Origin of the sequence: Azospirillum oryzae, assembly GCF_900177515.1 — a bacterium.
GTDB lineage: Bacteria > Pseudomonadota > Alphaproteobacteria > Azospirillales > Azospirillaceae > Azospirillum > Azospirillum oryzae_A.
Genome location: NZ_FXAK01000005.1, coordinates 177879 through 196566, shown reverse-complemented (window position 1 = coordinate 196566; position 18688 = coordinate 177879). Strand labels below are relative to the sequence as shown.

General features: G+C 66.7%; 14 protein-coding genes. 9 read left to right on the top strand and 5 right to left on the bottom strand.

Annotated features, from left to right (window positions below; translation table 11 throughout):
* Nucleotides 1-34 precede the first annotated feature (34 nt).
* Nucleotides 35-511: a MarR family winged helix-turn-helix transcriptional regulator gene (locus B9N97_RS09500; RefSeq protein WP_085085702.1), complete on the bottom strand. Its 477-nt coding sequence runs from the start codon at nucleotides 509-511 to the stop codon at nucleotides 35-37.
* A gap of 254 nt (nucleotides 512-765) precedes the next feature.
* On the opposite strand from B9N97_RS09500, the gene B9N97_RS09495 reads away from it, so the two are divergent.
* Together B9N97_RS09495 and B9N97_RS35580 are read left to right on the top strand one after the other, a co-directional pair.
* On the top strand, nucleotides 766-1464 hold the full coding sequence (locus B9N97_RS09495) for an HAD family hydrolase (RefSeq protein WP_085085700.1): 699 nt from the start codon (nucleotides 766-768) through the stop codon (nucleotides 1462-1464).
* Between the two features lie 262 nt (nucleotides 1465-1726).
* Nucleotides 1727-1897 (top strand): hypothetical protein, encoded by a 171-nt coding sequence (locus B9N97_RS35580; protein WP_167393264.1) that lies wholly within the window; start codon nucleotides 1727-1729, stop codon nucleotides 1895-1897.
* A 269-nt stretch (nucleotides 1898-2166) separates the two neighbouring features.
* On the opposite strand, the gene B9N97_RS09490 is transcribed toward B9N97_RS35580, so the two are convergent.
* Entirely contained in the window at nucleotides 2167-3450 is a 1284-nt protein-coding gene (locus tag B9N97_RS09490) for an MFS transporter (protein WP_085085698.1), read from the bottom strand.
* Between the two features lie 826 nt (nucleotides 3451-4276).
* Here B9N97_RS09490 and nifJ point away from each other — a divergent pair.
* The 5 genes from nifJ to B9N97_RS09465 all read left to right on the top strand — a co-directional run bounded on the left by nifJ (nucleotide 4277) and on the right by B9N97_RS09465 (nucleotide 12688).
* A complete protein-coding gene (nifJ, locus tag B9N97_RS09485) occupies nucleotides 4277-7807 on the top strand; it encodes a pyruvate:ferredoxin (flavodoxin) oxidoreductase (protein ID WP_085086673.1) in 3531 nt (1176 codons plus the stop codon).
* A 271-nt stretch (nucleotides 7808-8078) separates the two neighbouring features.
* Entirely contained in the window at nucleotides 8079-9584 is a 1506-nt protein-coding gene (locus B9N97_RS09480; protein ID WP_085085696.1) for a tagaturonate reductase, read from the top strand.
* Between the two features lie 55 nt (nucleotides 9585-9639).
* Nucleotides 9640-9945, top strand: a complete 306-nt coding sequence (locus tag B9N97_RS09475) for a hypothetical protein (protein WP_244560635.1) — start codon at nucleotides 9640-9642, stop codon at nucleotides 9943-9945.
* Nucleotides 9946-9995: 50 nt separating this feature from the next.
* Nucleotides 9996-11060, top strand: a complete 1065-nt coding sequence (locus B9N97_RS09470) for a LacI family DNA-binding transcriptional regulator (protein ID WP_085085694.1) — start codon at nucleotides 9996-9998, stop codon at nucleotides 11058-11060.
* Nucleotides 11061-11164: 104 nt separating this feature from the next.
* Complete coding sequence (locus B9N97_RS09465) at nucleotides 11165-12688, top strand: FAD-binding oxidoreductase (protein WP_085085692.1); 1524 nt, start codon at nucleotides 11165-11167, stop codon at nucleotides 12686-12688.
* Between the two features lie 21 nt (nucleotides 12689-12709).
* Here the strand turns inward: B9N97_RS09465 and pflA are convergent, their stop codons facing one another.
* Both pflA and pflB read right to left on the bottom strand, forming a co-directional pair.
* Nucleotides 12710-13483, bottom strand: coding sequence for a pyruvate formate-lyase-activating protein (pflA, locus tag B9N97_RS09460; protein WP_085085690.1), 774 nt, complete (start codon nucleotides 13481-13483; stop codon nucleotides 12710-12712).
* A gap of 126 nt (nucleotides 13484-13609) precedes the next feature.
* On the bottom strand, nucleotides 13610-15895 hold the full coding sequence (gene pflB, locus B9N97_RS09455; RefSeq protein ID WP_085085688.1) for a formate C-acetyltransferase: 2286 nt from the start codon (nucleotides 15893-15895) through the stop codon (nucleotides 13610-13612).
* 395 nt (nucleotides 15896-16290) lie between these two features.
* Here pflB and B9N97_RS09450 point away from each other — a divergent pair, with 395 nt between their 5' ends.
* Complete coding sequence (locus tag B9N97_RS09450) at nucleotides 16291-17187, top strand: MurR/RpiR family transcriptional regulator (protein WP_085085686.1); 897 nt, start codon at nucleotides 16291-16293, stop codon at nucleotides 17185-17187.
* A gap of 272 nt (nucleotides 17188-17459) precedes the next feature.
* Here B9N97_RS09450 and B9N97_RS09445 read toward each other — a convergent pair whose 3' ends face one another.
* A complete protein-coding gene (locus B9N97_RS09445) occupies nucleotides 17460-17837 on the bottom strand; it encodes a hypothetical protein (RefSeq protein WP_085085684.1) in 378 nt (125 codons plus the stop codon).
* Between the two features lie 204 nt (nucleotides 17838-18041).
* Between B9N97_RS09445 and rraA the strand changes: the two genes are divergently transcribed.
* Nucleotides 18042-18587, top strand: a complete 546-nt coding sequence (rraA, locus tag B9N97_RS09440) for a ribonuclease E activity regulator RraA (protein WP_244560634.1) — start codon at nucleotides 18042-18044, stop codon at nucleotides 18585-18587.
* Nucleotides 18588-18688 lie beyond the last annotated feature (101 nt).

Sequence of the window (18688 nt, the reverse complement as noted above, 5' to 3'; positions counted from 1 at the left end):
CCGGATGAGAAGGTGTGTCGGTGCGCCGGTTGGATCAGGCGGCCGGCGCACCGTCCTCTGCGGTGGTGGTGCCCGCCTGCACATGGGTGATGATCCGCTTCATCAGGCGGCCCAGTATCGCCCGTTCATCCTCAGCCATGGCGGCCAGCGGCGGGGTCAGCGACTGGCGCAGGGGATCGCGGTCCAGCAGGGCCCGCCCCTCGTCCGTCAGGTCGAACAGCCAGCCGCGCTTGAACCCGGGATGCTGACGGCGGGCCAGCAGCCCCTTGTCCACCAGGGTGGAGACGGTGCGCGACACCGGCGCCAGATGGATTCGCTGGAACCGCGCCAATGCGGTCAGGGTGCGCGCCGGCTCCGGCGCGTCATGGAAATAGCGCAGCGCCACCCATTGCGCCGGGAAAAGCCCCTCGGTGAAGCTGATGCCATAGACAAGCCGGCTGACCTGATCCAGCAATGTGATCAGGTCGTCGTCCGTTGACCAAGCGTCGCCATGCTCCGGCCTTTCCGACACGCTATTCTCTCCCTACCGGCATCGCGCCGAACATACCGGCGGCAAGCTTGGGCGTGGACTGTAGCGAAGTCAACGCGCCAGCGGAAGCGCCAGTCTTCGCGTGCGCGTGGTGAAACTATGGTGAAAGTTCGCGTGGATTATCTTTGAGGAAAATCCATCGCCGTCCTCCGCAAATCCTTGGCGAAACGCGCCGGCCGGCCCCACGTCTGGTCCTGTCGAATTCGACCCGCCTCCACAACCTGCGGACCAGGCACATGACCGGCTATCCCCACGTGACAAACGCCTTCCTGTTCGACCTGGACGGCACGCTGACCGATACCGTGTACCAGCATGTGCTGGCTTGGAAGGAGGCGCTGGACGAGGAGGGCATCGCCCTGTCGGTCTGGCGCATCCACCGCAAGATCGGTATGAGCGGTGGGCTGTTCACCAACATGCTGCTGCGCGAAACCGGTCTCGCCATCGACCAGGAGTTGCTCGACCGGCTGCGCCACCGCCATACGCAGGCCTACAAGCGGCTGGCCTCCGGCGTCGTCCCGCTGCCCGGCGCGCGTGACCTGCTGGACACGCTGACGGAACTGAACATTCCCTGGGCCATCGCCACCAGCGGCCGGATGGAAACGGCGCGGCCGGCGCTGGAAAAGCTGGGCGTCGATCCCGAGCGCGCGGCGGTCGTCACCCGCGACGAGGTCGAGTATGCCAAGCCCGACCCCGACCTGTTCCTGGCCGCCGCCGCGCGCATCGGCGTCGACATCGCCAGCGCTTTCGTGGTCGGCGACAGCATCTGGGACATGATCGCCGCCAAGCGGGCGCGCGCGCTGGGCATCGGCCTGTTGTCCGGCGGCTATGGCCGGGAGGAACTTGAGCGCTCAGGCGCATTGCGCGTCTATGAGGATCCGGCCGACATGCTGACTCATCTGGACGAGGTCGGCGGGCGTCGCGGACTGGCTCAGTAAAAGAGCGAACGGGGTCAAGTAACGGGCCTATTTCCTGCTTGCGGAATCCTTCGGAGCGCTGCGATCAACTTCCGCAGTCTGCATCATGCACAGTCACAGCGCTATGGTGCAGTGCAACATGATCATGAAGGACATGTGGGATCGGCGCGTTTCCCAGGGGCGTGACGGTGGCAGCATGGGTTTGCCGATGACGCCGCCGCCGCTCCCCGACGCCCGATCATCGCAATCCCAGGCATCGTAATTCCAGACAAGGAGCCGTCGCATGTCCTCCCACAAGCCCGCCGCGCGTCACACGATCGCCCGCGCCCTGATCGCTTCGGCCTTCGCGCTGGCCTCGCTGCTGTCGGTCGCCGCCGCTGCTGCCGTCTCCGCCCAGCCGGACCACGCCGCGCCTGCGTTCGAGATCGACAGCCAGTCCTTCCTGTTCAACTGAGCGGCATCCGGACAAAAAAAGAGCCGTCGGCAACACCGGCGGCTCTGAAGTCCGAGAGGAACGTCCAACAAGTTGTGCCGGGTCAACCCACGGCGCATCCAGCGGTACGGTTCTAATATACTAATATCTCATCCGCATGGCAAGCGGCTTCGCCGCATCGCAGTCGGCTTTTCTGTCCATCGCCCCAGGCATACGCAAGACGCCCTCCGGCGCTGTGCCGGAAGGCGTCCCGATCGCATCGAACCTGAAAGGCGGGACCGGATGAACCGTCAGTCGGCGCCGGCCGTGGCGTTCGGCATGGCGGCGGCGGGCTTGCCGCCGCGCTGGCCCAGCACCAGGGCGATGATGGCGAAGGCGGCCAGATCGAACACCGTCAGGCAGGCGAACAGCGGCTCGTACCCGATGGTGGTGGCCAGCTGGCCGATGATCAGCGAGAAGATCATGCCGCCCATATAGCCGGCCATGCCGCCGAAACCGGTCGCCGTGGCGACGTCCTGCTTCTCGAAGGTGTCGGTGACCAGGGCATAGAGCAGGCTGGACAGCATCTGGTGGGCGAAGGCGCCGAGCGAGAACAGGAAGATCGCGGTGATCGGGCTGGCGGCGAAGCTGATCAGGGCCGGGCCGACCATGCACACCGCACCCACGCCGACGCCGGCGATGCGGGAGTTGACCAGCGACATCTTGAAGCGCTTGACGAAGAAGGGCGACAGGTAACCGCTGAGGATGCAGCCGATGTCACCGGCCAGGAAGGGCAGCCAGGCAAACAGGGCGAACTGCTTGATGTCCATGCCGCGGGTGGAGACCATGTACAGCGGGATCCAGAAGCTGAAGGTCTGCCACGCCGGCTCGGTCAGGAAACGGGCGGCGGCGATGCTCCAGAACTTGCCCTTGCCCAGCACGCGCTTCACCGACGGCTTCGGCAGCTCGACATGCGCCTGGCCTTCCAGGATATAGTCGTGCTCTTCCCTGGTCAGGCGCGGATGGTTCTCCGGGTTGCGGTACAGCGTGTACCACAGGGCCGACATGCCGACGCCCAGCAGGCCGGTGACGAGGAAGGCTTCCTGCCAGCCATAGGTCAGCGACAGCCAGATGACGAAGGGTGGGGCGATCATCGCGCCGATCGAACTGCCGGTGTTGAACCAGCCCGTGGCGATGGAGCGTTCCTTGGCCGGGAACCATAGGGTGGAGGTCTTCACCCCCGACGGCATTGCCGCCGCCTCGCTGACGCCCAGCAGGCCGCGGAAGAAGGCCATCGACTGCCAGCTGCCGGCCAGCGCATGAGCGGCGGCGGCGGCGCCCCAGACGAAGGCGAACATCGCGTAGCCGAGCTTCAGCCCGACCAGATCGGTGATATAGCCGGCGACCGGCTGCATCAGGCTGTAGCAGAGCTGGAAGGCGCTGACGATGAAGGAATACTGCTCGGTCGTGAAGTGGAGCTGTTCCTTCAGCGTCGGCGCCAGGATGCCCAGCGTGTTGCGGTCGATGTAGTTGACCACGGTGCCCAGCATCATCAGGGCAAGGATTTGCCACCGCAAACCACGGATCTTGTTCATGTTTTCCTCACATGCCTGCCACGGCAGGCGCCGGTGCGCACGTACGGGCCCTCAGGCGGCGATCCTCGGGCGGGGATGCCTTGCCGGCGGGTGTTCGGTGCCGGGCGACTGGGTCGCTTCCGCTTCGTTTCAAGAGGGGCGGGAGCATCGCTGGTGGAGTTATATTAATATATCAGTGTGGGGTTCAAGTGGTTTTCCGGGGCCGCCTTCTGCCCTTGCGAAAATGTCGCAGCAGGATGGTGCGGTGCGCTGATTTATTCGCAGTCGCAGCATAAATCTACCGGTTGCCGACCGACACTTCTCTGCTGCGGTGCATTGTATTTACGGGTTGAAGCGTTTGCTGTTCTGTTCGGATTCTCAAGGCCAAGCCGATCGGCCCGGAGCATCCACATGTAGGAAGCCACAACGACCGGTCCCGATAAATGACTTGGATCAACGGACTGCCTCCGCCTTGCGCCGCCCCCTGCGGCGGGTTTCACCCCAACGTCCGACTGCAATCCCGCGGCAATGCTCGGCATCCACCGAATGCTGCGCTGCGACAAAGTGGGCTCTTCCTTGCAAAAGTAATATATCAGACGCTTGTGCAGCGCAGAACGGCGTTGCCCGGAATTTCCCGGTTCGACTGACGCGGGTCAATGTGTCCGGCCCGCTCCGGATGGACCATTCTCCCTGGTCGATTGCCGTTTTCCGCCGGCTTTCAAAAAGCCGTCCCGTCATCGAAGACGCGGCCATGGAGACGACCGTCGCCAGCAGAGAGGATTTTTCCGGCATGACCCAGAGCCCAACCTCCACCGTCTCGCCCCGGCCGGCCGCCGCCATCCGCATCATGGACGGCAACGAGGCGGCGGCCTCGGTGGCCTACCGCGCCAGCGACGTCATCGCGATCTATCCGATCACGCCCAGCTCGCCGATGGGGGAGTTCGCCGACGAATGGTCCTCGGCGCGTCGTCCCAACCTGTGGGGCGCCGTGCCCCAGGTGGTGGAGATGCAGTCGGAGGGCGGTGCCGCCGGTGCGGTCCACGGCGCGTTGCAGGCGGGCGCGCTGGCGACGACCTTCACCGCGTCGCAGGGCCTGCTGCTGATGATCCCCAACATGTACAAGATCGCCGGAGAGCTGACGCCCTTCTGCATGCATGTGGCGGCGCGCACGCTGGCGACGCACGCGCTGTCGATCTTCGGCGACCATTCCGACGTGATGGCCTGCCGCCAGACCGGCTTCGCCATGCTGGCCTCGGCCAATGTGCAGGAGGCGCAGGATCTGGCTCTGGTCGCCCATGCCGCCACCTTGCGGGCGCGTGTGCCCTTCCTGCATTTCTTCGACGGCTTCCGCACCTCGCATGAATTCAACTGCGTCGAGCCCTTGGCCGACGAGGATCTGCGCGCCCTGATCGACGATGCCTGCGTCGATGCCCATCGTCGCCGCGGCCTGACGCCCGATCATCCGGTCGTCCGTGGCACGGCACAGAATCCCGACGTCTTCTTCCAGGCCCGCGAGGCCGCCAACCCCTGGTACGAGGCCTGTCCGGCCATCGTGCAGGAGATGATGGACCGGCTCGCCGCCCGCACCGGCCGCGCCTACCGCCTGTTCGACTATCACGGCCATCCGCAGGCGGAACGGGTGGTCGTCGTCATGGGTTCCGGCGCCGAGACCTGCAACGGCACGGTCGACCGGCTGGTGGGGGAGGGGGAGCGTGTCGGCTGCCTGACCGTCCGCCTGTTCCGCCCCTTCGCGATTGCCGACTTCGTCGCCGCCCTGCCGCCGACGGTGCGCCGCATCGCCGTGCTCGACCGCACCAAGGAGCCGGGGGCCGTCGCCGACCCGCTCTATCTCGACGTGGTCGCCGCCTTGGCCGAGGCCCGCGCCGCCCAATCGAATGCCGATGCCTCCGCCATCGACCCCATGGTGATTGCCGGCCGCTACGGCCTGTCATCGAAGGAATTCACCCCCGCCATGGCGAAGGCGGTGTTCGACGAACTGGGCCGCGACCGTCCGAAGCGCCGCTTCACCATCGGCATCACCGACGACGTCACCCACCACTCGATCCCCTGGGATGCGGCCTGGGGCGTGGAGGAGCCGGGCGTGTCCCGCGCCGTCTTCTTCGGCCTCGGCGCCGACGGCACGGTGGGCGCCAACAAGAACTCGCTCAAGATCATCCAGTCCCGAACCGGCGGCCACGCCCAGGCCTATTTCGTCTATGACAGCCGCAAGTCCGGTTCGACCACCGTCTCGCACCTGCGCTTCTCCAGGGACCCGATCCGCGCGCCCTATCTGATCGGTCAGGCCCAGTTCGTCGCCTGCCACCACCTGCCGCTGATGGAGCGGGTGGAGGTGGTGGAGATGGCCGCCCCCGGCGCCACCATCCTGCTGAACGCCCCCGGCACGCCGCAACAGGTGTGGGACGCCCTGCCGGCCGAGGTGCAGCGCCTCTGCATCGAGCGCAAGCTGTCGCTGCACGCCATCGATGCCGGCGCGGTGGCGCGGGAGGTCGGGCTGGGCCGCCGCGTCAACACCATCATGCAGACCTGCTTCTTCAAGCTGTCCGGCGTGATGCCCGTCGAGGACGCCATCGCCGAAATCAAGACGGCCATCGCCAAGACCTATGCCCGCCGTGGCGAGGAGGTGGTGGCGCGCAACGTCGCCGCCGTCGATCAGGCGCTGACCCATCTGCGCGCCGTTCCCGTGCCCGACCACGTCACCGCCGACCACGACCGCCCGGCCCCGGTACCCGAAACGGCTCCCGATTTCGTCAAGCGCGTCACCGCGATGATGATCGCTGGTCATGGCGACCGGCTGCCGGTGTCCGCCTTCCCGGTGGACGGCACATGGCCGACCGGCACCTCCAAATATGAGCACCGCAACATCGCGGCGGAGGCGCCGGGCTGGAACGCCGACCTCTGCATCGAGTGCAACAAGTGCGTGCTGGTCTGCCCGCATGCCGCCATCCGCGCCACCGTGGTGCCGGAATCGGCGCTGGCCGACGCACCCGCCGGCTTCGAGACCATCCCCTACAAGGGCCGCGAGTTCCCCGGCGGCCGTTACCGCCTGCAGGCGTCTCCCGCCGACTGCACCGGCTGCACGCTGTGCGTCGCCGTCTGTCCTGCGGAAGAGAAAGATGGTTCCGGCCGCAAGGCGCTGGAGATGCGCCCGGTCCAGGCGCTGGCCGGCCAGCAGGAGGCCTTCGACTTCTTCCGCAGCCTGCCCGCCATCCCGCGCGAGTCGGTGCCGGTCACCGTCAAGCACAGCCAGCTACTGGAACCGCTGTTCGAGTTCTCCGGCGCCTGCGCCGGCTGCGGCGAGACGCCTTACATCAAGATGCTGACCCAGCTGTTCGGCGATCGCATGGTGATGGCGAACGCCACCGGCTGCTCCTCGATCTATGGCGGCAACCTGCCGACCACGCCCTACACCACCGACGCCAGCGGCCACGGCCCGGCCTGGGCAAACTCGCTGTTCGAGGACAATGCGGAATTCGGCCTCGGCCTGCGCATCGCCATCGACGGCATGGCCGAACAGGCGCGCGACACACTGGCCCTGCTGTCCGCCCAGTTGGAACCCGGTCTGGTGACCGAGCTTCTGGAAGCGGATCAGCATGACGCCGCCGGGATCGCCGCCCAGCGGACCCGCGTCGCGACCCTGATGACGCAGCTCGCGCCGCTGAAGGACCCGCTCGCCCGCCGGTTGGAGCAATTGGCCGACTATCTGGTCCGCAAATGCGTGTGGATCGTCGGCGGCGATGGCTGGGCCTACGACATCGGCTATGGCGGTCTCGACCACGCACTGGCCTCGGGCCGTGACGTGAACATCCTGGTGATGGACACGGAGGTCTATTCCAACACCGGTGGCCAGCAGTCCAAGGCCACCCCGATCGGCGCCTCGGCCAAGTTCGCCACCGCCGGCCGGTCGGCGGCCAAGAAGGATCTGGGGCTGATGGCGATGGCCTACGACCATGTCTATGTCGCCCGCACCGCCTTTGGCGCCCGCGACAGCCACACGCTGAACGCCCTGATGGAGGCCGAATCCTACCACGGCCCGTCGCTGGTCCTGGCCTACAGCCATTGCGTCGCCCATGGCTACGAGCTGTCGCACGGGCTGGAGCACCAGAAGCTGGCGGTGGAGAGCGGCCACTGGTCGCTCTACCGCCGCGACCCGCGTCGGCTGGCCGACGGCAAGACCGCCCTGCAACTGGACAGCGGCGCCCCCTCCGCCGGTCTCGCCGCCTTCATGGCCGGCGAATCCCGCTTCAGCGCGGTGGAGCGCGCCAATCCCCAGCGCTACCACGCGCTGCTCGATGAGGCCGAAGCGGAGATCCGCCGCAAGCGCCACCTGTTCGAACATATGGCGGGGTTCAAGGAGTAGGGGAGGCGTTAGACCCCCACCCTAACCCTCCCCCGCTGGGCGGGGGAGGGGACAAGTGCTTAAGGGGGAGGGCGGCGGCAGTCCCTCCCCCGCCCAGCGGGGGAGGATAGGTGGGGGTCTAACCCCGCAAGAATCCCACTCCCCCAACCACAATGCCGCACCCATTTCCCCTTGCCCCACCCATTAATATATTAGTATATTTACTCCATCGCCCGTGCCTGCCGTCAACGCACCGGGCCCCGATCTTCAGCTCCCGTAAGGATGCCCAGTCATGCGTTCCCTGACCCGTGACCAGCTTGCCGGCGGCGCGTTCGACGTCGCACACACCGATGGCGCTCCGACCTTGCCCGTGACCATCCTTCAGGTCGGCGACGGTAATTTCCTGCGCGGTTTCGTCGATTGGATGGTCGATGTCGCCAATGGCCAGGGGCTCACCAAGGCCGGCGTCGCCATCGCCCAGCCGCTCGACCAGGGCATCGCCCCCCTGCTGAAGGCGCAGGACAACCTCTACACCGTCCTGCTGCGCGGAATCGAGAATGGGCGCGAGGTCGAATCCCGCCGCGTCGTCTCCTGCGTGTCGGAGGCGCTGAACCCCTACGCCGACTGGGCGCGGATGGTCGAACTGGCGACCTCCCCGGCGCTCCGCTTCTTCGTCTCCAACACCACGGAGGCCGGCATCGCCGACCGCGAGGAGGCCTATGCCCCCGGCGCCTGCCCGGACAGCTTCCCGGCCAAGGTCGCGGCCCTGCTCCACGCCCGCTATCGGGCGCTGGGCGGTACGGCCGACAGCGGACTTGTCTTCCTGCCCTGCGAGTTGATCGAGGCCAACGGCGCCAACCTGAAGCGCATCGTGCTCGCCCACGCCAAGCGCTGGGGCCTGGAAGCCGGCTTCGCGGACTGGGTGGAAACTCACAACCATTTCCTGAACACGCTGGTCGACCGCATCGTCCCCGGCTATCCGAAGGACGAGGCCGCCGCCCTCTCCGCCAAGTGGCGCTACGAGGACAAGCTGACAGTTGCCGCCGAACCCTTCCATGTCTGGGTGATCGAGGGCCCGGCCCATCTGGCGGACGAGCTGCCGCTGCACAAGGCCGGGCTCAACGTGGTGTGGACCGACGATCTGCAGCCCTACCGCACCCGCAAGGTCCGCATCCTGAACGGCGCCCACACCGCCAGCGCCCTGGCCGCCTATTGCGCCGGTCTCGACACCGTCAAGTCGATGATGGACGACCCGACCGTCTCGGCCTACCTGAACAAAGTCATGTTCGAGGAGATCGTCCCCTACGTCCCGCTGCCGGAGGCGGAGCGCCAGGATTACGCCCGCACCATCATGGAGCGCTTCGGCAACCCCTATATCCGGCACGAGCTGATCTCGATCACGCTGAACTCCGTGTCGAAGTGGCAGGTGCGCGTCCTGCCCAGCCTGAAGGACGCGGTCGCCCGCAACGGCTCGGCCCCTGCCGGGCTGTCCTTCTCGCTGGCGGCGCTGCTGCGCTTCTACCGCGGCCGGCAGGCCGACGGCGCCTATACCGGCTCGCGCGAGGCCGGGTCCTACCCGATCAGCGACAATGCCGAGGTGATCGCCGCCATGAGCGCCGCCTGGGCCGCCAACGCCGGTGACCCGAAGGCCCTGGTCGCCGCCGTCCTGTCCGACGCCCGCCTGTGGAAGGAGGACCTGACCGCCATCCCCGGCCTTGCCGCGCGCGTGGCCGACAGCCTCGCCGCCATCGAGGCGAAGGGCATGAAGGCCGCCATGGCGGAACTGGTCGCCGGCTGATCCGGCGACTGTCTTATGAAGCGGGGCGTGTCCGATGGGATGCGCCCCGCTGGGCATGACATCGATGACACCCCATCTGACCCGGCGTATCGCCGAACTGGAACTCGATGCGGCGGTGCTGCGCCATCGCCTGCTGCATATCCCGCTCGCACTGCAAGAGGATTGCGGTCTGCAGGCTTGTCATAGGATCATCGGCCGCGAAGCGCTGAGCCTGTTCCGGGCCGTCCGGCAGGAGACGCGCGACGATGACGACGAATGCGACCGTGCGCTCTGCCGGATCGAGGCCGCCTATCAACTCGTCCACGACGCGATCGGGGCCCTGGCCGTCCTTGCGCTCGCCGATCCGCCGACGCGGCACTGACCGGCCGCCCCTGATGGGCAAGGCCACCTGATGCGTGAGGAAGACCGACGATGCAGACGACCGAAACCAGGAAGCGGACGCGCCGCGGCACCCAGCGGGTGACGATGACCGACGTGGCCGCCGCCGCCGACGTGTCGCCCAGCACCGTCTCGCTCTATCTCCGCCGGCCGGAATCGGTGTCGCGCCACCTCGCCGAACGCATCGCGCGGGTGATCGACGAGATGGGTTATGTGCCCAATCTGGTCGCCGGCAGCCTCGCCGCCGCGCGCAGCCGCACTGTCGGCGTCATCCTGCCGTCGATCCTCAACTCCTTCTTCGCCGAGACCTACAACACGCTGCAGGGCATGTTTCAGGCGGCGCATTACCAGACCCTGCTGGGCGTCAGCGAGTTCAGCCCGGAGGAGGAGGAAAGCCTGATCCGCGCCTTTCTCGCCTGGTCGCCGGCGGCGATGGTGGTGACCGGCTTCCACCACACCGAACGGACCCGCGCCATGCTGGCCTCCTGCGGCGTGCCGGTGGTGGAGATGTGGGACATGCCCGGCCATCCCGGCGAGGCGGTCAACATCAGCGTCGGCTTCTCGCATTTCGAGGTCGGCCGCATGCAGACCAGCCACCTCTACGACCAGGGCAGCCGCAAGGTCGCCTATATCGGCGCCGCCGCCAGCCAGGATCTGCGCGTGCGCAGCCGCACCGACGGCTATGAGGCGGAGGTGATGCGCCGCGGCCTGCACGATCCCATCGACTTCACCGTCCCCGACGCCGCGACGACGGAGGTCGGCCGCTGGCTGATCGACGAGATCCTGACCCGCCATCCCGACATCGACGGCGTGGTCTGCTCCAACGACGCGCTGGCGCTGGGCGTGCTGTTCGAGGTGACCCGCCGCGACCTGCGCGTGCCCGACGATCTGGCGGTGGTGGGCTTCGGCGATCTGCCCTTCAGCAACTCCTGCCCGCCACCGCTGACCACCGTCCGCCCGCCCCAGCGCGAGATCGGCCGCCTCAGCGCCACCCAGATCCTGGCGGCATTGGACGGGGTCCGCGTGACGCCGAAGCACCACAACCTGGATTGCGAGCTGGTGATCCGCGGCAGCACCCGTCCCCTCAAGAACGGGTAGGGGAAGCAGCTTCACCCCATGGGCGTGTTTGGTTGACGATGGTTGTTATCATTCGGATAATAACCATCAACAAACACAACCGCTGACCCAGGGTGGACAGGCTCATGGCTTTCGGACTGCAGTCATCCCGCCGCAATTTCCTTGTCGGCGCCGGCCGTTTCGCCGGTGCGGTCGCCGCGGTCCGGCTGATGCCGGGCTCCGCGCTGGCGGCGGAGGCGGGCGGGGCGCTTTGCCCGCCGCCGTCGGCCTGGTCCGATCTGGCGAAGGCGGTGAAGGGCGGGGTTCTGCGCCCCGAGGATCCCTTCTTCGCCGATGTCTGCCGCCCCAACAACCTGCGCTACGGCGCCACCCTGCCGGCCGGTATCGCCCGCTGCGCCAGCGCGACCGACGTCCAGGCCTGCATCAAATGGGTGAAGGAGCAGGCCATGCCCTTCGCCGTCCGCTCCGGCGGCCACAATTATGCCGGTTTCTCCACCACGCCCGGCCTGCTGATCGACATGACGCTGATGGCCGGGGCGAAGCCGGTGGCGGGCTCCGACGGGCTGGTCCGGGTGCTGGGCGGGACGCTGAATTCCTACGTCTACAAGCAGATGGAGCGGCTGGGCCGCACCATCACGCACGGGCGCTGCGATTCCGTCGGCGCCGCCGGCTTCCTGCTGGGCGGCGGCATCGGCTTCAACATGCGCAAGTTCGGCATGGCGTCCGACCTGCTGCGGGCGACGGAACTGGTGACGGCCGACGGCAGCCACGTCAAGGCCGATGCCGCCACCGAATCCGCGCTCTATTGGGCCTGCCGCGGCGGTGCCGGCGGGAATTTCGGCATCAACACCTCCTTTACCCTGGAAACGCGCCCGGCAGAGCCGGTGACGGTGTTCAATCTGGTCTGGACCAAGGAGCTGCCGAAGGTTCTGAAGCTCCTGCTGAGCGAACTGGCGGCGGCACCCGACGAGTTCGGCAGCAAGATCAGCGTCACCATCCCCAGCTGGCAGGAGCGCTGCGCCGGCACGCCGCTCAAGCTGTCGATCCTCGGCCAGCTGCACAAATCCAATCTGACGCTGAAGGATATCTTCAAATCCACCTGGGAACTGATCGACAGGAGCCAGTCGCAGATCGAGGAAAATGTTCCTTACTGGACGGGTCAGGACTTCCTGACTGAAACGACCTTCCCCTACTACTATCAGGAAAAATCCAGCTACATGAAGGCGGCGGACATCGGCGACGAGGCGATTGCCGCGATGTTCGACTGGGCGGCGAAGATGCCCGCCACCTCGATGCCGGTATCCTTCAAGTTCTTCCAGGTCGGCGGCGCCATCAACCGCGTCGGCCCGACGGAGACCGCCTATGTCCACCGCGGCTATGACTGGCTGTTCTCGGTGGAGGCCAACTGGTGGCGGCCGACCGATTCCGCCCTGCTGATCGAGCAGGCGCTGGAATGGCAGCAGCGCTTCTACGACGACGTCAACCGCCGCACCAAGGCGCAGGGAGCCTTCCAGAACTTCCCCGATCCGTCGCTGGCTGACTGGCAGCGGGCCTATTACGGCGAGAATCTCGCCAAGCTGGCCCAGGTGAAGAAGGCGGTCGATCCGGCCATGCTCTTCACCTTCGCCCAGGCGATCCGTCCGGCGTAACTCCGGGACCGGGCTGCGGGTTCAGTCCGCCCGCAGCCCCCGCGCCTGGAACTGTCCCCGCACCCGCTCCACCAGCGCGCGGGAGGGCGGTTCGGTGTCGGTCAGCATGTATTTGCGCCCCAAGGCCTTCCATTTGTGCTCGCCCATCTTGTGGAAGGGCAGCACGTCGACCCGGTCGACCACGCCCAGCCCGGCGACGAACTCGGCCAGCCCGTCGATCTCTGCCGCGTCGTCGGTCAGGTTGGGGACCAGCACATAGCGCAGCCAGATGCGCTTGTTCATCCCGGCCAGCCGTTCGGCGAACTCCAGCGTCGGGCGCAGCGGAACGCCGGTCAGGTGGCGGTAGGTCTTTTCGGAAAAGGCTTTGATGTCGAGAAGGACGAGATCGACGTCCTCCAGCAGATGATCGTCGGCATGGTTGCCGAGGAAGCCGGAGGTGTCGAGTGCGGTGTGCATGCCCAGCGCCTTCGCCCCGCGCAGGATGGCGGCGGCGAATTCCGGCTGCACCAGCGGCTCGCCGCCGCTCAGTGTCAGCCCGCCATGGGCACGTTTCAGGAATTCCGCGTAGAGAGCGATGTCTTCGAGGACTTCGGTCGAGGTCGTCCGCGTCCCGTCATGCATGTGCTGGGTGTCGGGATTGTGGCAGTAGAGGCAGCGCAGCGGACAGCCGGACATGAACAGCACATAGCGGATCCCCGGCCCATCCACCGTGCCGCCGGTCTCGACCGAATGGATCCAGCCGGAAACCGGCCCCAGGCCGTTCGGGGGGCGGATCGGGGGGTAGGCGTTTGTCATTGCAGAACATCCGTTTGAGAATCTGTCGTCCACAGGGGACCGCGTTCCGAATTCGCCACCCCCGCCGATAAGGCGGGGATGACGGATCGGAGTTCCTGGCCGTTGGACGAACTGTCCGGACGGTCCTCAATGCTTGTCGTGGAACGTCCGGCTGATGACGTCCAGCTGCTGCTCGCGCGTCAGCTTGATGAAGTTCACCGCGTAACCGGACACCCGGATGGTCAGCTGCGGATACAGCTCCGGATGGTCCATGGCGTGCAGCAGCGTCTCACGGTCGAAGACGTTGACGTTGATGTGGTGACCGCCCTGGTGGGCATAGCCGTCCAGCATGCCGACCAGATTGCTCACCCGCTCGTCTTCCGTGCGACCCAGCGCGCCGGGGACGATGGTGAAGGTGTAGCTGATGCCGTCCTGCGCATGCGCATAGGGCAGCTTCGCCACGCTGGCCATCGACGCGATGGCGCCCTTCTTGTCCCGCCCGTGCATCGGGTTGGCACCCGGCGCGAAGGGCTGGCCGGCCTTGCGGCCGTCCGGCGTGTTGCCGGTCTTCTTGCCGTAGACGACGTTCGACGTGATCGTCAGCACCGACTGCGTCGGAATCGCGTTCCGGTAGGGCTTCTGCTTGCGCAGTGCCGTCATGAAGCGCTCGACCGCCCACACCGCGATGTCGTCCACGCGGGCGTCGTTGTTGCCGAAAGCCGGGTAATCGCCCTCGATCTCGAAATCGGTGGCGAGGCCGTTGGCGTCGCGGATGACCTTCACCTTGGCGTGCTTGATCGCCGACAGGCTGTCCGCCACCACGCTCAGGCCGGCGATGCCGCAGGCCATGGTGCGCAGGATGTCGCGGTCGTGCAGCGCCATCTCCATCCGCTCGTACATGTACTTGTCGTGCATGTAGTGGATGGCGTTCAGCGCGTTCATGTAGACCTTGGCCAGCCACTCCATCATCGGCTCGAAGCGGGCCATGACCTCGTCATAGTCCAGCACGTCGCCGGTGATCGGGGCGAAGGCCGGGCCGATCTGCTCGCCCGAAACCTCGTCCTTGCCGCCGTTGATGGCGTACATCAGCGTCTTGGCCAGGTTGGCGCGGGCACCGAAGAACTGCATCTGCTTGCCGATGCGCATCGCCGACACGCAGCAGGCGATGCCGTAATCGTCGCCCCAATAGCCGCGCATCAGGTCGTCGTTCTCGTACTGGACCGAGCAGGTCTTGATCGAGGTGTCGGCGCAGAAGCGCTTGAAGCCGTCCGGCAGCTTCTCCGACCACAGGACCGTCAGGTTCGGTTCCGGCGCCGGACCCAGGTTGTGCAGGGTCTGCAGCATGCGGAAGTTGGTCTTGGTGACCAGCGTCCGGCCGTCCAGCCCCATGCCGCCCAGGCATTCCGTAACCCAGGTCGGGTCGCCCGAGAACAGCTGGTCGTATTCCGGCGTGCGCAGGAAGCGGACCATGCGCAGCTTCATCACGAAATGGTCGATCATCTCCTGGGCTTCCGCCTCGGTGATGACGCCGGCGCTGAGGTCGCGCTCGATGTAGATGTCGAGGAAGCTGGACACCCGGCCCAGCGACATCGCAGCACCATTGGCTTCCTTCACCGCGGCCAGATAGGCCAGATAGGTCCACTGCACCGCTTCCCGCGCGGTGGCGGCCGGACGCCTGACGTCGAAGCCGTAGGAGGCGGCCATCTGGACCAGCTCCTTCAGCGCGCGGATCTGCTCGGAGATCTCCTCGCGCAGGCGCAGGACGTCCTCGTCGATGCGGCTCACCTCCAGCGAGGCGAGCTGGGCCTTCTTGTCCTTGATCAGGAAATCGGCGCCGTAGAGAGCCAGCCGGCGATAGTCGCCGATGATGCGGCCGCGGCCATAGGCGTCGGGCAGGCCGGTGATGACGCCGGACTTGCGGCAGCGCAGCATCTCGGGCGTGTAGACATCGAACACGCCGTCATTGTGCGTCTTGCGCAGGGCCGGGAAGATCTCTTCCAGCTTCGGCGATGGGGTGTAGCCGTAGGCCTCGAGCCCCGTCTTGACCATGCGCCAGCCGCCGAACGGCATGATCGCGCGCTTCAGCGGCTTGTCGGTCTGCAGGCCGACGATCACTTCCAGTTCCCGGTCGATGTAGCCGGCGGCGTGCGAGGTGATGGAGGCGAAGACTTCGGTGTCGGCGTCCAGAACGCCGCCCTTGGCGGCGCGTTCCTGCTTCAGCAGGTCGGTGACCTTGGCGAACAGCGCGGTGGTGCGGGCGGTGGGGCCAGCGACGAAGCCTGCGTCGCCTTCATAAGGGCACAGGTTGCGCTGGATGAAATCGCGGACGTCGACCGAGCGGCGCCAGACGCCCGGGGCGAAGCCGCGCCAGGGGTCGGCGGCGGACTGCTGCTCCGTTGTCTGGGCAAGTCCGTCCATCAGCAGGGTGTCCATGATGACTCCTCAGAGATTCAGACGTCGGCGCGGATCGTAGGCCGTGTCGGCAGTCTCGTGGTGCCCGCGAACCGGCGGGGCGATTGGAAACATAGGCGCGATGGGCGCCGGATTCGTTGATACACGTCATATTTTCAGCCCGGGCCGGTGGCGGCAGATGCCATGGATGGATGCCGTGGTTTGCGCCCGCTCTGTAGTTTTACTACATACCCCCGGACGGGCTTCCCGACAAGGCGAACCGGCTCGACATTTTGTCGCAGGGCAAGGTTCAGCAGCTTGGAAAGGCTCGGAAAGGACGTCTTCTCCGGGCGACTTAATCGGTCGTTCGCAGCGCTGTATATGTAGCTTTGCTACATGTGCTAGGCTGACCCACAATCAGAAGGGAGAGCCCCCAAATGCTGGCGAGAATCGCCGCCGTCCGCGACCAGATCCGGCCATCGGAACGCAAGCTGGCCGACTATGCGATGGCCCATCCGGGCGACGTCATCAACCTGTCGATGGCCGAACTGGCCGACCGGGTCGGGGTGAGCGAGCCGACGGTGGCGCGCTTCTGCGCGGCGCTCGGCTGCCGCGGCTTCCGGGAGTTCAAGATCAAGCTGGCGCAGGACATCGCCGGCGGCATGCCCTTCCTGCACCAGGACCTGTCCGCGGGTTTGGAACTGGAGTCCGACGGCGTGGGGGCTGGGACGGTGCCGGGCGCGGTGCTGGCCGGCAAGCTGTTCGACCGCACCATCGCCACGCTCATGCAGGTGCGCAACAACCTGCCGGCCGAGGCGGTGGACCGCGCCGCCGATGTTCTGGCCGCGGCACGGCGGATCGAATTCTACGGCTCCGGCAATTCCGGCACGGTGGCGGAGGATATCCAGCGCAAGTTCTTCCGGCTGGGCATGCCGACGGTCGCCTACACCGACTCCCACGTCTATTTCGCCTCCGCCCTGACGCTGGCGAAGGGCGACGCCGTGGTCGCGGTCTCCAGCACCGGCCGCACCCGCGACATCCTGGATGCCGTGCGGAACGCCCGCAAGGCCGGCGCCGACGTGGTGGCGCTGACCCGCTCCGGCTCGCCGCTGGCGGAGATGGCGACCGTCAGCCTCGTCGCCGACATCGCCGACGATTTCGACATCCATTCGCCGATGACCGTCCGCATCGCCCATCTGGTGCTGGGCGATATCCTGTCGATCGCCGTGGCCCTGCGCATGGGCGACACGTTGCAGGAACGGCTGAAGCGCCACGACCGCGCCGTGGACGCGCATGTGTCTGAAACGGTGTCGGCACGGGCCGGCGATAGTTAAGACAGGTCAGAGGTTCATAGCGTAGGGTCGCAGTCAGCGTCCCTTTTAACAAATGCGCCAAAAAGGACGGAAGTCCTATAAAATCCGGCAGTTCCCACCCGCATGCGGAGGCCGGCCAGATGGAACAGCAGCAGGGATCATGTTTCACGACGTTCCATCCACCCGATGCTCTTCTTATCGGAAGGGCGGGGTGTTGCAACATGGAACGACAGCTGGGATCCTGTTCCACGCTGTTCCATCCGTCCGGCCGTCCACCCTATCGAGTGGCAGGTTCACCGGCTGCCCGGCAGCGTCGCCCCGCCGCGGGCGTAGACCTGGATCGGCCGGCAATCCTCGTCCAACGTGACCACCAGGGAGCCGGGCTGGTCCTTCAGATAGACCCAGGCGTCCCAGCGGACGATGGCGTCACGGAACTCGTCGCGGTAGAGGCCGTAGCTCAGGCCGCGGATATCGCCGGCCGGAATATGCATCCCCGTCAGCACCGCCGCGGTCTGCGGGTTGCACTCGCCCGCGGAGTAGCGCTCGAGCGTGCTCAGCACCGCCGGGTCGGGCTGCGCCACCGGCGGGGGCGAGATGACGGAGGCGCAGGCCGAGACCAGAAGGGTCAGCCCACCGGCCGCGGTTGCGGCGGCAATCTTCGGCGTGTTCATGGAGGACACCACGGTTTCTATTCGTCTTTCCGGAAATATGGGCGCCGGCCGCCGGGGCGTCGACTGCACGTTCGGCAAGCCTCCTGCGTCATGTTCGCCGACCTGCCGCCGTCGCGGCGCGCCGCCCTTGCCTCCCGCCCGCCTTTGGCGCAAGAGGTGACGGGAGAAAGTCCCTGCACCGTTCACGCTGCGGAGCAAGCCCCCATGAGCGCCGATCAGATGAGCACCGATCAGATGAGCACCGATCAGACCGCCACCGCCTTCACCCCGACCTGCGACCTGTTCGACCGGTTCAAGGACGACGCCCGCTACGTCCTGCCGGGCTTCCGCGATTTCGGCGCCGTCACCCGCTTCGCAGGCGAGGTCGTCACCGTGAAGTGCCTGGAGGACAATTCCCGCGTGAAGGAACTGCTGGCCACCCCCGGCGCCGGCCGCGTCCTGGTGGTCGATGGCGCCGGCAGCCTGCGCTGTGCCCTGATGGGCGACATGATCGCCGCCTCGGCCGTCAGGAACGGCTGGGCCGGGGTGGTGATCTGGGGCTGCGTCCGCGACGTGGCGGAACTGGCGACCCTGCCGCTCGGCATCAAGGCGCTGGCGCCGATCCCGCGCGCCTCCACCCGCCGCGACCAGGGGCTGGTGGATGTGCCGGTCGAACTGCCGGGCGCCGCCGTCCGGCCCGGCGACATCCTGTTCGCCGACGAGGACGGCATCGTCCTGCTGACGCCGGAGCAAGCCGCCGCGCTGAAGTAAAGCGGGGTTGGCAAAGTGGTCATACCAAGCGCCGGTAATACCAATGCAAAAAGAATGGCTGCTTCATCCTGCCCGCTTCACGTAAGCGGGGCGCCCCCTTG